This window comes from Lentzea atacamensis, from assembly GCF_003269295.1.
Lineage (GTDB): Bacteria > Actinomycetota > Actinomycetes > Mycobacteriales > Pseudonocardiaceae > Lentzea > Lentzea atacamensis.
Genome location: NZ_QLTT01000001.1, coordinates 1,763,439 through 1,778,632, shown reverse-complemented (window position 1 = coordinate 1,778,632; position 15,194 = coordinate 1,763,439). Strand labels below are relative to the sequence as shown.

12 protein-coding genes are annotated in these 15,194 nt (G+C 67.9%); 9 read left to right on the top strand and 3 right to left on the bottom strand.

Going from position 1 to position 15,194, the window contains the following annotated elements:
• The first annotated feature begins 100 nt into the window (after positions 1 to 100).
• Positions 101 to 1,900 (top strand): trypsin-like serine protease, encoded by a 1,800-nt coding sequence (locus C8D87_RS45765; protein ID WP_170166354.1) that lies wholly within the window; start codon positions 101 to 103, stop codon positions 1,898 to 1,900.
• Positions 1,901 to 1,997: 97 nt separating this feature from the next.
• Entirely contained in the window at positions 1,998 to 3,671 is a 1,674-nt protein-coding gene (gene treZ, locus C8D87_RS08425; protein WP_112226138.1) for a malto-oligosyltrehalose trehalohydrolase, read from the top strand.
• Here treZ and C8D87_RS08420 read toward each other — a convergent pair.
• A complete protein-coding gene (locus C8D87_RS08420; protein WP_109635450.1) occupies positions 3,590 to 3,934 on the bottom strand; it encodes an ANTAR domain-containing protein in 345 nt (114 codons plus the stop codon). The two genes, treZ and C8D87_RS08420, sit on opposite strands and share 82 nt — an antisense overlap.
• A 215-nt stretch (positions 3,935 to 4,149) precedes the next feature.
• On the opposite strand from C8D87_RS08420, the gene C8D87_RS08415 reads away from it, so the two are divergent.
• The 4 genes from C8D87_RS08415 to C8D87_RS08400 all read left to right on the top strand — a co-directional run bounded on the left by C8D87_RS08415 (position 4,150) and on the right by C8D87_RS08400 (position 5,992).
• Positions 4,150 to 4,329: a CsbD family protein gene (locus C8D87_RS08415; RefSeq protein WP_112226137.1), complete on the top strand. Its 180-nt coding sequence runs from the start codon at positions 4,150 to 4,152 to the stop codon at positions 4,327 to 4,329.
• Complete coding sequence (locus C8D87_RS08410; RefSeq protein ID WP_109635453.1) at positions 4,307 to 4,966, top strand: UdgX family uracil-DNA binding protein; 660 nt, start codon at positions 4,307 to 4,309, stop codon at positions 4,964 to 4,966. Before C8D87_RS08415 ends, C8D87_RS08410 begins: the two co-directional genes overlap by 23 nt.
• Positions 4,967 to 5,199: 233 nt before the next feature.
• Positions 5,200 to 5,457, top strand: coding sequence for a helix-turn-helix domain-containing protein (locus C8D87_RS08405; RefSeq protein ID WP_109635455.1), 258 nt, complete (start codon positions 5,200 to 5,202; stop codon positions 5,455 to 5,457).
• Positions 5,458 to 5,488: 31 nt separating this feature from the next.
• Positions 5,489 to 5,992 carry a GNAT family N-acetyltransferase gene (locus tag C8D87_RS08400; protein WP_109635457.1) on the top strand — a complete coding sequence of 168 codons (504 nt, stop codon included), beginning with the start codon at positions 5,489 to 5,491 and terminating at the stop codon, positions 5,990 to 5,992.
• Between the two features lie 225 nt (positions 5,993 to 6,217).
• On the opposite strand, the gene C8D87_RS08395 is transcribed toward C8D87_RS08400, so the two are convergent.
• Positions 6,218 to 7,396 carry a cytochrome P450 gene (locus C8D87_RS08395; protein WP_233441979.1) on the bottom strand — a complete coding sequence of 393 codons (1,179 nt, stop codon included), beginning with the start codon at positions 7,394 to 7,396 and terminating at the stop codon, positions 6,218 to 6,220.
• A gap of 165 nt (positions 7,397 to 7,561) precedes the next feature.
• Here C8D87_RS08395 and C8D87_RS08390 point away from each other — a divergent pair, with 165 nt between their 5' ends.
• From C8D87_RS08390 to C8D87_RS08380, 3 genes are read left to right on the top strand one after another with little or no spacing between them, the layout of a single operon-like run.
• Complete coding sequence (locus C8D87_RS08390) at positions 7,562 to 10,372, top strand: glycosyl hydrolase family 95 catalytic domain-containing protein (protein WP_112226136.1); 2,811 nt, start codon at positions 7,562 to 7,564, stop codon at positions 10,370 to 10,372.
• Positions 10,373 to 10,419: 47 nt separating this feature from the next.
• Positions 10,420 to 11,202 carry a hypothetical protein gene (locus tag C8D87_RS08385; RefSeq protein ID WP_109635462.1) on the top strand — a complete coding sequence of 261 codons (783 nt, stop codon included), beginning with the start codon at positions 10,420 to 10,422 and terminating at the stop codon, positions 11,200 to 11,202.
• Complete coding sequence (locus C8D87_RS08380; protein ID WP_233441978.1) at positions 11,199 to 13,199, top strand: NPCBM/NEW2 domain-containing protein; 2,001 nt, start codon at positions 11,199 to 11,201, stop codon at positions 13,197 to 13,199. The genes C8D87_RS08385 and C8D87_RS08380 overlap by 4 nt, the downstream gene beginning before the upstream one ends.
• Here C8D87_RS08380 and C8D87_RS08375 read toward each other — a convergent pair.
• The gene (locus tag C8D87_RS08375) at positions 13,153 to 14,448 is read right to left on the bottom strand and encodes an amino acid permease (protein ID WP_233441977.1); all 1,296 of its coding nucleotides are present in this window, start codon (positions 14,446 to 14,448) and stop codon (positions 13,153 to 13,155) included. The two genes, C8D87_RS08380 and C8D87_RS08375, sit on opposite strands and share 47 nt — an antisense overlap.
• Positions 14,449 to 15,194 lie beyond the last annotated feature (746 nt).

Genomic DNA, 15,194 nt, shown 5'->3' with positions numbered 1-15,194 from the left:
TCAGTGGTCGAAGTTGGTCGAGAACGGTGACGGAGGAGGGGCCAGTCGGCACTGTCGGCCGCGGTGAACAGCTCAACAATGCGAGGGGGAATCGCGAAAAGTGAGACTCATCAAGAGATCCCTGGCGGTACTGGCCGCCATGAGCATGGCGACCGCGGGGATGGCGGCCCAGGCTCACGGGGACGACACCGATCCGCCGAGCACCAGGATCGTCGGCGGCAACCCGTCACCGACGAACGCCTACCCGTGGATGGTGTCCATCTCCCGGCCGGGCGTGTTCAACCACTGGTGCGGTGGCACGCTGATCGACCCGTCCTGGGTGCTGACGGCCGCGCACTGCGTCCAGGGCCTGTCCGCGTCGAACTTCAGCACGCTGATCGGCCAGACCCGGATTTCCGGCGGTTCGGGCGGTGACGTCCGCAGCGTCGCCGAACTCCGCATCCACCCGCAGTACACCAGCGCCAGCGGCAGCGGGTTCGACGTCGCGCTGATGCGGCTCAGCTCCCCGTCGTCGAAGGCGACGCTGCCGATCGCCTCGTCGGCGGAGCGCAACCTGTGGATGCCGAACGTCACGGTCCGCACGATGGGCTGGGGCGCCACGTCCGAGGGCGGCGCCGGGAGCAACGACCTGCGTGAGGTCGACGTTCCGGTGCAGCCGGACGCGACGATGTCGAGCGCCGCGGCCTACGGCAGCGCGTTCAAGCCGGCCTCGATGCTCGGCGCGGGCCCGCTGGCCGGTGGCCTCGACAGCTGCCAGGGCGACTCGGGCGGCCCGCTGCTGACCGGCACCGCGCGCGGCTGGCGCCAGGTCGGCATCGTGTCGTGGGGCACCGGCTGCGCCCGGCCGAACAAGCCGGGCATCTACAGCCGGATCGGCGAGCAGTCGATGAACGACTGGGTGCGCCAGAACGTCCCCGGCTCGTTCGCGGACGGGTTCGCCAGCAAGAGCGGCGACTTCAACGGCGACGGCCGTGACGACATCGCGACCTTCACCCGCGGCGGCGCCGCCGACGTGTACGTGGCCCTGTCGAACGGTTCTTCGTTCGTGGGCACGTCCGTGAAGTGGCACGACTTCTTCGCCGTGGGCGACGAGTTCCCGTTGATCGGTGACTTCAACGGGGACAACCGGGATGACATCGCGACGTTCACCCGTGGCCCCGCTGCCGATGTGTACGTGGCGCTGTCGAACGGGTCGTCGTTCGTGGGCACGTCGATCAAGTGGCACGACTTCTTCGCGGTCGGCACCGAGACGCCCCTGGTGGGCGACTTCAACGGGGACAACCGCGATGACATCGCGACGTTCACCCGTGGCCCTGCGGCGGACGTGTATGTCGCGCTGTCGAACGGTTCCTCGTTCGTCGGCACTTCGGTGAAGTGGCACGACTTCTTCGCCGTGGGCAACGAGGTTCCGCTGGTCGGTGACTTCAACGGGGACAACCGCGATGACATCGCGACGTTCACCCGTGGTGGTGCGGCCGACGTGTACGTGGCGCTGTCGAACGGTTCCTCGTTCGTCGGTACCTCGATCAAGTGGCACGACTTCTTCGCGGTCGGTGCGGAGTTCCCCGCTGTGGGTGACTTCAACGGTGACGGCCGTGACGACATCGCGACGTTCACCCGTGGCCCTGCGGCGGACGTGTACGTGGCGTTGTCGAACGGGTCGTCGTTCGTGGGCACGTCGATCAAGTGGCACGACTTCTTCGCGGTCGGCAGCGAGATCCCCGGCACCGGTGACTTCAACGGTGACGGCCGGGACGACATCTCGACGTTCACCCGCGGTGACGCGGCCGACGTCTACGCGGCCCTGTCGAACGGTTCCTCGTTCGTGGGTACCTCGGTGAAGTGGCACGACTTCTTCGCCGTCGGTGCCGAGATCCCCGCGGGCGGCACGCTCTGGTGACCTGATCACCCCTGCCCGGGAGGGGGTGGCAGCCGCGGCTGCCACCCCCTCTTGGCGTCATCGGCACCGCACGGCGAAAGGCATTAGCCTTGGCGCGGTGAGCTTCTCTGTCTGGGCGCCGAGCCCCGAGTCCGTGCACGTGCGCGTCGACGGCTTCGACCACGAGATGAAGCGTGACGGCGACTGGTGGCACTCTGAGGCCGAGGGGACGGACTACGCGTTCGTCATCGAGGGCAAGGCGTACCCGGATCCGCGGTCGCTGTGGCAGCCCAACGGCGTGCACAAGGCGTCCCGCGTGTATCACCACGACTTCGAGTGGACCGACAGCACGTGGACCGGCCGTGCGTTGCCGGGTGGCGTGATCTACGAGCTGCACATCGGCACGTTCACGCCGGAAGGCACGTTCGACGCGGCCATCGGGAAGCTCGACCACCTGGTGGACCTGGGCATCACGTTCGTCGAGGTCATGCCGGTCAACAGCTTCGACGGCGCCGAGGGCTGGGGGTACGACGGCGTGCTGTGGGGCGCGGTCCACGAACCCTACGGCGGCCCGGACGGGTTCAAGCGGTTCGTCGACGCCTGCCACGGCAAGGGGCTCGCCGTGCTGCTCGACGTGGTCTACAACCACCTCGGGCCGTCCGGCGCGTACCTCGACCGGTTCGGCCCGTACTTCGCCGGTCGCAACGACTGGGGCCCGGGGCTGAACCTGGACGGGCCAGGTTCCGACGAGGTCCGCCGGTACGTGATCGACAACGCCCTGCAGTGGCTCGGGGACTACCACGTCGACGGCCTCAGGCTCGACGCCGTGCACGCGCTGGCGGACCAGCGTGCGGTCCACGTGCTCGAAGAGCTGGCGGTCGAGGTGGACGCGCTCTCGGCGTCGGTTGGCCGCCCGCTGACGCTGATCGCCGAGTCCGACCTCAACGACGCCAAGCTGGTCACCGCGCGCGAAGGCGGTGGCTACGGCCTGCACGCGCAGTGGTCCGACGACCTGCACCACTGCCTGCACGTGGCGCTGACCGGCGAGACGTTCGGCTACTACGAGGACTTCGCGGCGCCGGGAGCGTTGAAGAACACGCTGGAGAAGGTGTTCTTCCACGCGGGCACCTGGTCGTCGTTCCGCGAGAAGCACCACGGCAAGCCGGTCGACACCGCGCTGATCCCCGGCCACCGGTTCCTCGCCTACACGCAGAACCACGACCAGATCGGCAACCGGGCGACCGGCGACCGGTTGCCGGCGAGCGTGTCCACCGGGAAGCTGCTGTGCGCGGCGGCGATCGTGCTCTGCTCGCCGTACACGCCCATGATCTTCATGGGGGAGGAGTGGGCGGCTTCGACGCCGTGGCAGTTCTTCGCGTCCTTTCCGGACCCGCAGCTGGCCGAGGCGGTCAGGACGGGCAGGCGCCGGGAGTTCGCGCGGCACGGCTGGGGCGAGTCGGACGTACCGGACCCGATGTCACCGAGGACGGTGGAGAACTCGCGCCTCAAATGGGACGAAGCCACCACTGGCGATCACGGGAAGGTGCTGGAGACGTACAAGGCGCTGATCGCGTTGCGCCGGTCCCGCCCTGAGCTCGCCGATCCGCGGCTGGACAGGTTCGTGGTGGAGCAGGACGGACTGTGCTTCGTGCTGCACCGCGGTACGACCCGCGTGGTGGTGAACCTCGGCACGACGCCCGTCCCGCTGCCTCAGGGGGACGTGCTGCTGACCTCTTCGGCCAGCCCGTCGTCGCTTTCGCCGGAGTCGTTCGCGGTCGTCGCGTTGACGTGATCCCACAACACCTGGTCGGCCGGGTTGACCGGCCTGCCGAGGTGGGCGTGCACGAACGCCGCCACCAGCCGGTCGGCGGCGACGTGCAGCTTGATGTTGTGGTGTTGCGATACGTGCACCAGCAGCTGGAAAGCCTGCTGGGGTGTGCACGGCTTGAGTGCGGCGATCAGGCCCGTGGCCTGCCCGATGACGGTCCGGGATGCCAGAGCTTTGCGCAGCCCTGCCACCTCGGCCTCGAGGGCGGTGATTCTCGCGGACGACACCGCCGGCTCCTTTCACGTCGTCATGGTCACAGCGGCATGCCGGTGGGACGACGGGCTCGGAGCGCTCGAAGAAGCGGGACACACCCAGAGCAAGCCGTCTCACCGGCTTGCGGCTGGGTTCTCAACCGCGAGTGATCACCTTATCAACTGTTTCGGACGGTGCTCGCCGGGTAACCAATCGACGTAGCTGACCACGTAGCGAAGGAGCCTGATCCATGGGTGCCGACGACAAGCTCAGCAACAAGGCTGAAGAGATGAAGGGCCGCGCCAAGGAGGCCGTCGGCGACGCCACGGACAACGAGCAGTGGCAGGCTGAGGGCCGCGCCGAGCGCGCGAAGGCCGACATCAAGCAGGCCGGCGAGAAGGTCAAGGATGCCTTCCGCTCGGACAAGTAACGCCATCAGCGCCGCTCAGTTCGTCCCCGAGGGGAAGGACTGGGCGGCGCTGCGTTCTGCCTCCTGCGAGTGCCGCGGCTGCGAGCTCTACAAGGACGCGAAGCAGACCGTCTTCGGCGAGGGGCCGGTGCCGGCGCGGCTGATGATGGTGGGCGAGCAGCCCGGCGACAAGGAGGACGTCGAGGGCCACGTGTTCGTGGGCCCGGCGGGACGGTTGCTGGACAAGGCGCTGGCCGCCGTGAAGATCGCGCGGGACGAGGCCTACCTCACCAACGCGGTGAAGCACTTCAAGTTCACCGAGCGCGGCAAGCGCAGGATCCACCAGCAGCCCCGCCGGTCCGAGGTGGTGGCGTGCTTCCCGTGGCTGCGCGAGGAGATCAGGGTCGTGCAGCCGGAACTGATCGTGTGCCTGGGTGCTGTCGCGGCGAAGGCGTTGCTGGGATCGTCCTTCAAGCTCACCGAGCACCGCGGCGAGGTGCTGGAGCAGGACGGGCTGCGGATCGGGGTGACGGTGCACCCGTCGGCCGTGCTGCGTGCCGAGAACTGGACCGAGGCCTACGAGGCCTTCGTGGCCGATCTCAAGGCCCTGAAGAAGTCCCTCCAGAACGGGACAACCCCCGGACGACTCCCGCGCTAGCGGGCCGAGCGGGACCAGCGCTCGAAGTCCGGGGGCCGGGTGGCTGCCTTGGTTTACGACTAGGCGTCACCGAAGGGCTGGTCCTAGCGGACAGCCACCTCACGAGTCCTGTAGCTATACAACTTTGGACCACCTCCTCTCTTGTGTACGACGAACCTATGTCGTGATCCGCGGGCCTCGCAACGGAGTTTTGCGGGGCTCTTGACTTGCCTGATTCGCGTAGAATCCGCGTCATGGTGCGCATTCCCCTGACGTCGCTGGAACGGGAGCGCGGCAGGCGGCTCGGTCAGTTGCTGCGGAACGCCCGCGGCGAGGAGAGCATGGTCGAGATCGCGGCCCGCGCCGGGTTGTCGGCCGAGACCGTCCGCAAGATCGAAACCGGCCGCGCGCCGACTCCGTCGTTCTTCACCATCGCGGCCCTCGCCGGTGCGCTGGGCATCTCGCTGGACGCCATCAACGAGGTGCTGGCGCCGCAAAGCCGCTCGGCCTAGTGCCACCGCGGGATCTTTGTAGAGTCCGGCCATGCCCGAGCTGAAGACGCTGCACGCCGGCCACGCCCCGGCGGTCCTGGCCTTCGAACTGGCGAACCGCACCTACTTCGCCGCCTCGATCCCCGACCGCGGCGACGACTTCTTCGACCGGTTCACCGAGCGGTACAACGCCTTGCTGGCCGAGCAGGAGGCTGGCATCTGCGCCTTCTACGTGCTCGTCGCCGAGGACGGCTCGGTGCTCGGCAGGTTCAACCTGTACGACCTGGAGGACGGCACCGCCGGACTCGGCTACCGGGTCGCGGAGCGGGTCGCCGGCCGCGGCGTGGCGACCGCGACCGTCCGGGAGCTGTGCCGGAGGGCGACAACGCTGCACGGCCTGCACACCCTGCGGGCCGCTGTCTCCCACGACAACGCCGCGTCCCAGAAAGTGTTGACCAAGGCCGGGTTCGTGCCGGTCGGTCCTGCCACCCCTGCCGATCTCAGCGGCAAGTCGGGCACTTGGTACCAGCGCGACCTGCCGGCGAACAGCGGGTGATCGTCCACGGACGACTCACCACTGAAGTCGGTGCTACCTGAAATCCATTTCAGTGGTGCTCGCCGCATTCCTGGCGTTCGCACTCGTCGGTGCTCCCACAGCACCGTCCGAGCAGGTCAGCAGGGGTGAGATGCTGCAACGCGCACCGACCACCGTCCGCTGAAGTACGGCCTTGAGCCGAACGGCAGGTACAAGGCCGCCCGGCTCAAGAACGTCAACGGCTGATCACCAGGCGACCGCCATGGCCAGCGGACCTCGCATGGCCAAGCCGGTCCGCCATGGCACGTCGCCGGCCAGCCGCAGTCCCGGGAACCGATCGAGGATCGCCGTCAGCGCGACCTGCAGGTCCATCCGCGCGAGCTGCGCGCCGATGCAGTGGTGCGGCCCGTGCCCGAACGTCAGGTGTCCTTTGGCGTTGCGCGTCACGTCGAACCGGTCGGGGTCGGGGTACTGGCGCGGATCGCGGTTGGCGGCATGCTTGGCGAGCAGCACGGGTTCGCCCGCCTGCACGGTGCCGCCGCTCAGTTCCACGTCCTCCAGCGCGTACCGCGGCAGGATGTCGCTGATCTCCTGCGCCGGGATCCAGCGCAGCAGCTCCTCCACGGCGGCGGGCATCAGCTCCGGGTCCGAGCGGAGCAGCTCGGCCTGGCCGGGGAACTGCAGCAGCGTGTACACCGAGTTGGCGATGTGGGCCGCGGTGGAGTCGTAACCGGCACCGAGCAGCAGCACCGTGAGCTGCACCAGCTCGTCGGCGGTGAGCCGGTCGCCTTCCTCCTGCGCCACCACCAGCGCGCTGATGAGGTCGTCCTCCTGGTGCTCGCGCCGCTGGTCGGCGAGCCCGGAGAGGTAGGCGGCGGGCTCGCCCAGCCGTGACAGCTTCTCCTCGTCGGTCATCGCCGTGATCGACATGAACGCTGCGGCCAGGTCCTGGAAGTGGTCGCGGTCGGTGTAGGGCACGCCGAGCAGGTCGCAGACCATCAGCCCCGGCAACGGAACCGCGTACGCCGTCACGAGATCGGCCGGTGGGCCGGCCTTCTCCATCTCGTCCAGCAGCTCGCCGGCGATCCGTTCGGCACCGGCCCGCAGCTGTTCGACCCGACGCACGGTGAACGCGTGCGCCAGCAGACGACGCAACCGGGTGTGGTCCGGCGGGTCGAGGTCGGTCAGGATCGCGCCAATCCGCTGCGGGCCCATCCGGGGCGTGTCGCGGACGGCGGCCTGCGCGAGGCTGAACCGCGGATCGCCGAGCGCCAAGCGGACGTCGTCGTACCTGGTGAGCAGCCAGCCTTCTTCGCCGTGCGGGAGCTTGACGCGGGCGAGCGGCTCGTCGTCACGCAGACGGGCGTACATCGGGTCGATCTCGAGCCCGTCCACCGGACCGAACGGGTAGGAACGCGCTATCACGGCATCCTCCAAAGTTCGCGGCGGTAGCCAGGCTACTGCTCGCGGTAAACGGTTTCATCCGACGCTTGACTGGTCTTGACCGCCTCTGTGGGCCGTCCTAGGCTGCGAGCGTAGGTACACCTCCGATCTTTTGTTCGCAGCCGCCGCGGACCTGAAGGGTGTTCTGTGGAGCTGTCGCGGCGGGGGCTGTTCGGTGGGGTTGTGGCTGGGGCGGCGCTCACGGCGTTGCCGGTGAGGGCGAACGCGGACCCTCCGGTCGCCGGGTGCGCCACGAGGATCGACTGGGAGCGGTTCCTCGGTGAGCAGGACCTGGTGTGGCAGCGGATCCCGCGCGCCTGGTACGAGGGCCCGTTCCTGGGCAACGGTTTTCTCGCCTCCGCTGTCTACCGCGAACCAGGCGCGAACGCCATCAGGTTCACCGTCGACCACGCGGAGGTGCAGGACCACCGGCCCCAGTTCGGGAACGAGTGGGGAGTGGCGCGGCTGCCGGTCGGACGTGTCCTGCTGACGCCGCGGGGCAAGATCGCCGGCGTCGACCTCAGGCTCGACCTGTGGCACGCCGAGCTGCGCGGCAAGATCGTCACGGATGTGGGTGAGCTGGCGGTCAGGGCGTTCGTGCACGCCGAGAAGTCGTTGCTGCACCTGGAAGTGCGGCCGACGAGCGGCGAGAAGGACTTCGGGCTGGAGTTCCTGGCGCTGGACGCGGTGAGCCCGCGCGTCATCCGCGAGCCACCGCCCGCGACGCTGCCTCCCAACCCCAAGCCGGTCACCCGCACCGAGAACGGCCTCACGTTCGTCACCCAGGAGATGGTCGCGGGCGGCCAGACCGCCACGGCGTTCCGGATCAGGAAGCTCCGCGGCCGCACGGAGTTGCTGCTGTCGGTGGACCACTCATATCCGGATCGGACCGCCGAGACGGCGGTGCGGGACGCGGTGACCAGGGCGCCGGTGCCGGAGGTGCTGCGGTACCAGCACCGGCGGTGGTGGCAACGCTTCTACCGCAAGAGCTTCGTGTCGGTGCCGGACGCGTTGATGCAGAGCTTCTACTGGATCCAGCTGTACAAGCTCGCGTCGGGCGCGCGAAGAGAAGCACCGATCATGCCCACCACCGGGCCGTGGCTGGAGCCGACGCCGTGGCCGTCGGTGTGGTTCAACCTCAACGCCCAGCTCGAGTACTGGCCCGTGCTCGCGTCGAACCACCTCGAACTGGACCCGATCCCGCGCACGATCTCGCAACACCGGCAGATCCTGGTCGACGCGTTGAGGCCGGAGTTCCGCGCCGACTCGATGGGGTTGCGGCGCAGCACAGACCCGACGTTCCAGGACGCCGGGTTCGTCGGCTCGCCGCTGCATCCGTCGCCGGACCCGGAGATCGGGAACCTGCCGTGGCTGCTGCACAACGCGTGGCTCAGCTACCGGCACACCATGGACGAACGGATCCTCAGGGACACCGTCTTCCCGGTTCTGCGCAGATCCACCAACTACTACCTGCACTTTCTGCGCAGGGGCAACGACGGCAAGCTGCACCTGCTGCCCACCTACTCGCCCGAGTACGGTGTCGCGCCGGACTGCAACTACGACCTCGCGTTGCTGCGCTGGTCGTGCCGGACGCTCATCGACAGCGCGAAGATCCTCAGGATCGACGACCCGCTGGCGCCGAAGTGGCAGGAGGTGCTCGACCAGCTCGTCGAGTACCCGGCGGACGCGGGCGGGTTCATGATCGGGGCCGGGGTGCCGTTCGCGAAGTCGCACCGGCACTACTCGCACATGCTCGCGGTCTACCCGTTGCACGAGGTCAACTGGGAGCAACCGGAACGTCGTGACCTCATCGAACGCTCGCTGAAGCACTGGCTGAGCTTCGAGGGGTCGTTGCGCGGCTTCACCTTCACCGGTGCCGCTTCGATCGCGGCTCAGATGACCCGCGGCGACGAGGCGCTCCGGTACCTGCGGGAGTTCGTGGCCCGCTTCGCCCAGCCCAACACGATGTACTTCGAGGCAGGCCCGGTGATCGAGACGCCTCTCTCCGCGGCGAAGTCGTTGCAGGACATGCTGATCCAGAGCTGGGGCGGCCTGATCCGGATCTTCCCGGCGGTGCCGCCGGTGTGGCGGGACGTCACGATCCACGACACCAGGACCGAGGGCGCGTTCCTGATCAGCGCGGTCCGGCGCGAGGGCAGGACGCGGTTCGTGCGCGTGCACAGCGAAGCCGGTCAGCCGTGCCGCATCCGCACGGGCATCGAAGGACCTCTGCGTGTCCGCGGCTGCTCGAAGTGGCGCGTCCAGGACGGCGTCGTCGAGCTCGAGCTCGAGCGCGGCCAGGAAGCGTTGATCCACGCGAAGGGCGAGCGCGACTTCACCATCGCGCCAGTCCGGATCACCGAGCCCGCCAGGCGCTGGGGCCTGCCCGCGTTGCCGCCCGGTGGCAGCGCGGTGCCGGTGGACATCAGCGCGGCGCTCGACAACGACGGTCTCTCCAACGAGTTCACCAGCCGTGACGGCGACTTCGACGGCCTCGGCAACACCTACCCCGCCGCGCAGTTGCCGCAGACGGGTTCGGTGACCGACGACGGCATCCTGTTCGAGTTCCACAACGGCGACGAGGCCAGCAAGAACAACGTCATCGCCAACGGGCAGACACTCGCCGTCCCCGCCGGGAAGTACGTGAAGCTGCACCTGCTCGCGGCCGCGGACACCGGCAACGTCGACGCGAACGGCGCGGTCAGCTACGCCGGCGGCTCTGTGCCTGTGCGGTTCCGGGTGACGGCCTGGCAGCAGCGGCCGCAGTTCGGCGAGTCTGAACCCGTCGCCACCACGCTGATGCACACGCCGTCGGGTCCCGTGCAGAAACAGGTGTCGATCTTCCACCAGACGATCGAGCTGGATGCCGCCCAGCAACTCGCCGCCGTCATCCTGCCCAAGACGGGCGGGCCGCGCCTGCACGTCTTCGCGATCACCTTGGAGAAGCCCAAAGCCTGATCGTCACCCGCCGCCACCGAAGGAGAGATTTCCGAAGGAGGCAGACGATGGCAGAACTCTCCCGTCGCGGCGCCGTGAAACTCGGCGCCGCGGGGGCACTGGCGCTGGGCCTGACCCGGCCCGCGTACGCGGATCCGGTGATCGAGGCCGCCTGGGCGCTGAAGTGGAACCCGACACCGTCCGGTGACGGCCTGAGGGCGTTCGAGGGCTTGGAGGACGACCGCGCGGGTTCGCACGGCGGCGTGAAGCACATCTACGTCGAGGGCGACCACTGGCGGTTCGACATGCACACCCGCGACCGCGACGGTTCCGACCGGCAGCGCAACGAGTCCAAGGGCATGCGGTCGGGCGGCACCACGCACAAGATCGGCAAGGATCAGACCTGGAAGATCACCTACCAGGCGTTCTGGCCGTCCTCGCTCACCGCCACGACCCGCTTCACGCACATCATGCAGATGAAGGTGCAGGACGTCGGTGGTCCACTGTGGACACTCACGCCGCGGATGAAGGACAAGCCGACGCTGACGATCCTCACGTTGCGGGACAACGACGCCAACACCGAGCACGTCGTCGGCGACTGGACACCGTTGCAGAACAAGTGGATCGACGTCGAGTTCGAGTGCAAGGCGTCGAACAGCGGCGGCCACCTCGCGTGGCTCTTCAAGGACGCGGGCACGGTCGTCGGCCAGGGCCGCACGACGGCCGTCGACCTGTGGCGGGACAAGAACTACCTGCGCCCGAAGTGGGGCATCTACCGGAGCATCGAGAGCTCCGGCCTGCAGAACACCTATCAGCTCATCCGCAACTACAGGGGTTACAAGTGGGAGTGAGATCTCTGCTGACGGCGCTGGCGCTCGTCGCCGCCTCCGTGGCGGCACCGGCGGCTCAGGCCGATCCGGGCCCGGCCGTCGATCCGGCGCTGGCACTGACACCGCCGATGGGGTTCAACAACTGGAACACCACCGGCTGCGACATCAACGAGCAGATGATCCGCGACATGGCGGACATCTTCGTGTCCAAGGGGTTGAAGGACGTCGGCTACCAGTACGTGAACGTCGACGACTGCTGGGCCGACCTCACCCGCGACCCGGCGACGGGCCGGCTGCGCAACCACCCGACCCGGTTCCCCAGCGGCATGAAGGCGCTCGCCGACTACATCCACGCCCGCGGCCTCAAGTTCGGCATCTACACCAGCGCGGGCACCCTGACGTGCGCGAAGACGATGCCCGGCTCGTTGGACCACGAGGAGATCGACGCGCAGACGTTCGCGGACTGGGGCGTCGACTACCTCAAGTACGACAACTGCAACAACGAGGGCCGTCCGGCACTCGAGCGCTACACGAAGATGCGTGACGCACTGAAGAAGACCGGCCGCCCGATCGTCTATTCGATCTGCGAGTGGGGCCAGAACAAGCCGTGGGAGTGGGGCAAGGGCGTCGGTCACCTGTGGCGCACCACCGGCGACATCAACGACACCTGGTCCAAGACCGTCGAGATCATCAAGCTCAACGCGCCGCTGGACGCCTATGCCGGCCCCGGCCACTGGAACGACCCCGACATGCTGGAAGTCGGCAACGGCAAGCAGACGACGACCGAGTACCAGAGCCACTTCGCGCTGTGGTCGATCATGGCGGCACCGCTGCTGATCGGCGCGGACCTGCGCAAGATCTCGCCGGAGCACCTCGACATCCTGCGCAACAAGGAGATCATCGCGATCAACCAGGACAGGCTGGGCGTCCAGGGCAAGGTGATCTACCAGAAGGACGGGCACTGGGTGTTCGTGAAGCCCCTGGCCAACGGCGACAAGGCGGTGGCGCTGTTCAACGAGTCCGAGGTGAACGCGACGATCTCCACCACAGCCCGCGAAATCGGGCTGCCGCGCAGTGTCGGTTACACCGTGCGGGATCTGTGGCAGCACAAGAACTTCCAGTCCGCCGGCAAGATCTCCGCGTCGCTGCCGCCGCACGGCACCGCGATCTTCCGGGTGAAGGCGTCGCAGGACTGGTACCAGCACGAGCCCGCGATCGACACCTCGCTCGACATCGCGCAGCAGTACGCGGGCATCCCGAGCACGATCACCCCGGCCGGCGAGCCGTTCGTGGCCACGGTGACCGCGACCAACCAGGCGCCGATCCCGGTGCTGGACGCGTCCACGACGTTCAGGGCGCCCGCCGGGTGGAAGGTGGAGAAGCTCTCCTCCGAGCGCGCTCCCGTGTTGCTGACATCGCAGTCGGTGCAGAGCAAGTGGAAAGTGACACCACCGGCCGGGGCCGTGCCGGGTACGCACGTCCTGAACGGCTCGCTGGGCGCCACATGGGTCGGCCGCGGAAAGCTGACCCGCCCGGTGACCTCGCCGGCGCTGGTGCCGGTCGCGCCGCCGCCCGGTGGTTCGCTGTGGGCCAGCGACGTCACGTTCACCACCGAACGCAGCGGCTACGGGCCTGTCGAGCGGGACAGGTCCAACGGCGGCTACGTCGGTGGTGACGGCAAGACGCTGACCATCAACGGCAAGACCTACGAAAAGGGCCTAGGCACGCACGCCAACGCCGAACTGATTCTGTACGTGGGCGGGCGTTGCACGTCGTTCTCGTCCGACGTCGGCATCGACGACGAGCGCGACGTGAACCAGCAGGGCTCGGCGATCTTCGAGATCTGGGCGGACGGCACGCGCGTGGCCTCCAGCGGCCTGCGCACGTGGAAGGACGACGCGGTGTCGATCTCCGGATCCCTGCAGGGCGCCAAGTTCCTGCGGCTCGTCGTCAACGACAGCGGTGACGGCGTCAGGTTCGACCGCGGAGACTTCGCCGGCGCGAAGCTGACCTGCTGAGCCCGACCGCCGCGATGACGGCGACGAGCACGCCCGTGGACAGGATCTGTCCACGGGCCTGCTCGTCGCTCAGCATCAGCAGGATGATCGCGACGATGCCGGCCAGCGTGAGCCAGGAGAGGTACGGATAGCCCCACATCGGCACCGTCGGGTTCGCGATGGTGCGGCGCAGGCGGATCTGCGAGATCGCGATGAACCCCCAGAGGACGAGGAGCGCGGATCCCACGGCGTTCAGGAGCAACAGGAAGACCGTGTCCGGCCAGAGGTAGTTCAGCAGCACCGAGAAGAAACCGAACGTGACGGACGCCAGCACCGCGTTGCGGGGGACGCCGTTCTTCTTGTTCAGCAACGCTTTCGGGGCCTCACCGCGTTCGGCCAGCGAGTACAGCATGCGGGAGGCGCCGTACAGGGTCGCGTTGATGGCGCTCAGCAGGGCGATCAGGATGACGACGCTCATGACCTGGCCGGCTGCCGGGATGCCGATGTGGTCGAGGACTGCTACGTAGGGGCTGGCGCCCACCTCTGAGCTGTTCCACGGGAGGAGCGTCACCACCACGGCCATCGAACCCAGGTAGAAGACGAGCAACCTGGTGATGGAGGAGCGGACGGCCTTGCCGACGGCGTGCTCCGGGTCCTCGGCCTCCGCGGCGGCGATGGTCACCACTTCAAGGCCGCCGAACGCGAACACCACCGCCATCAGGCCTGCCAGTACACCGCTCCAGCCGTTGGGGAGGAAGTCGTGGAGGTTGCTGAGGCCTGGGGAGTCGACCGTGGGGATCAGGCCTGCGATGGCGGCTGTGCCCAGGGCCAGGAAGAGGATGATCGCGGCGATTTTCAGGCCGGCGAACCAGAACTCGAACTCGCCGAAGTTGCGGACGTCGGTGAGGTTGATGGCGGTCAGGGCTGACATGAAGATCAGGACCCAGGCCCATTGGGGGACTGCTGGGATCCAGCTCGAGGCGATCTTTGCTGCGCCGGTGGCTTCTACGGCCAGCACTACTCCTACCGCGCACCAGTAGAGCCAGCCGATGGTGAAGCCTGCCCAGGGGCCGATCGCCTTTTCGGCGTGGACGGAGAAGGCGCCGCTGCTCGGGTGTTCTGCTGCCATTTCGCCCAGCATGCGCATTGTGAGGAGGGCCAGCAGGCCGGCCAGGGCGAAGGAGATCAGGACTGCTGGGCCCGCCAGTGCGATGCCCGCTCCTGTGCCTACGAAGAGGCCGGCGCCGATCACACCCCCCAGGGCGATCATGGTCACATGGCGTTGTCGCAGGTTGGTCACGCTCTCCAGCCTCGTTCTAGTGTGCCGATGGCGGGCCGATAGTGAGTTCATGGCGGCGGGGAGTCAAATCGTGTGATCGCAGTTACACGAACCGATTGTTCTTAGCTAAGTGAGGGTGAGATCGATGAACTCGCCTGAGGGAGTTGGGCCGCAGGGGACTACGCCGCCGGGAGTTGCGTCGCAGGTTGTGGCGTCGCCGGGAGTTGTGCCGCCGGGAGTTGCGTCGCGGGGAACCACGTCGCCGGGACTTGCGCTGCAGAGAACTGCGCCGTCGGGAGATCTGCCTCGGCTCGACACGTTCTCCAGTGCGCTTGAGCGGTACTCGGAGTGGGGGTGGTTGGTCCTGCGGTCGGAGAATCGGTTGCTGTTGACCACTGATCATCAGGTGTCCGCGGTGGAGCTCGCTGCCGGGGTCGGTGGGGAGGTGCAGCACTTCCTGTCTGTGCGGATGCTGAGTGGGCCTGTGGTGGTTTTGCCTGGGGCTCCTGGGAGGTGGCTCATCCTCACGTCGTCTGCTGATGAGGCTTCGCAGGTGAACCTGATTCGGTTGCGGGCTCGGGGGGCGCTCACCCATCGGCTGGGGACGTTGGTGCCGGTGCCGCCTTCTCGGATTGATCGTGGAGTTGTGGGGTGGCTGGGGGAGGCTCCGGGGGAGAAGCCGTCTTTGCCGCCGTTTTCGGCTGTTGTGGCGGCTTTGAGGGCGGTTACTGAGACTG

Excerpts from the sequence above, each read along its gene's own strand:
- C8D87_RS08415 (WP_112226137.1), top strand. The coding sequence starts at position 4,150 with ATGGGTGCCGACGACAAGCTCAGCAACAAGGCTGAAGAGATGAAGGGC.
- C8D87_RS08410 (WP_109635453.1), top strand. The coding sequence starts at position 4,307 with ATGCCTTCCGCTCGGACAAGTAACGCCATCAGCGCCGCTCAGTTCGTC.
- C8D87_RS08405 (WP_109635455.1), top strand. The coding sequence starts at position 5,200 with ATGGTGCGCATTCCCCTGACGTCGCTGGAACGGGAGCGCGGCAGGCGG.
- C8D87_RS08400 (WP_109635457.1), top strand. The coding sequence starts at position 5,489 with ATGCCCGAGCTGAAGACGCTGCACGCCGGCCACGCCCCGGCGGTCCTG.
- C8D87_RS08385 (WP_109635462.1), top strand. The coding sequence starts at position 10,420 with ATGGCAGAACTCTCCCGTCGCGGCGCCGTGAAACTCGGCGCCGCGGGG.
- C8D87_RS08375 (WP_233441977.1), bottom strand. The coding sequence starts at position 14,448 with ATGATCGCCCTGGGGGGTGTGATCGGCGCCGGCCTCTTCGTAGGCACA.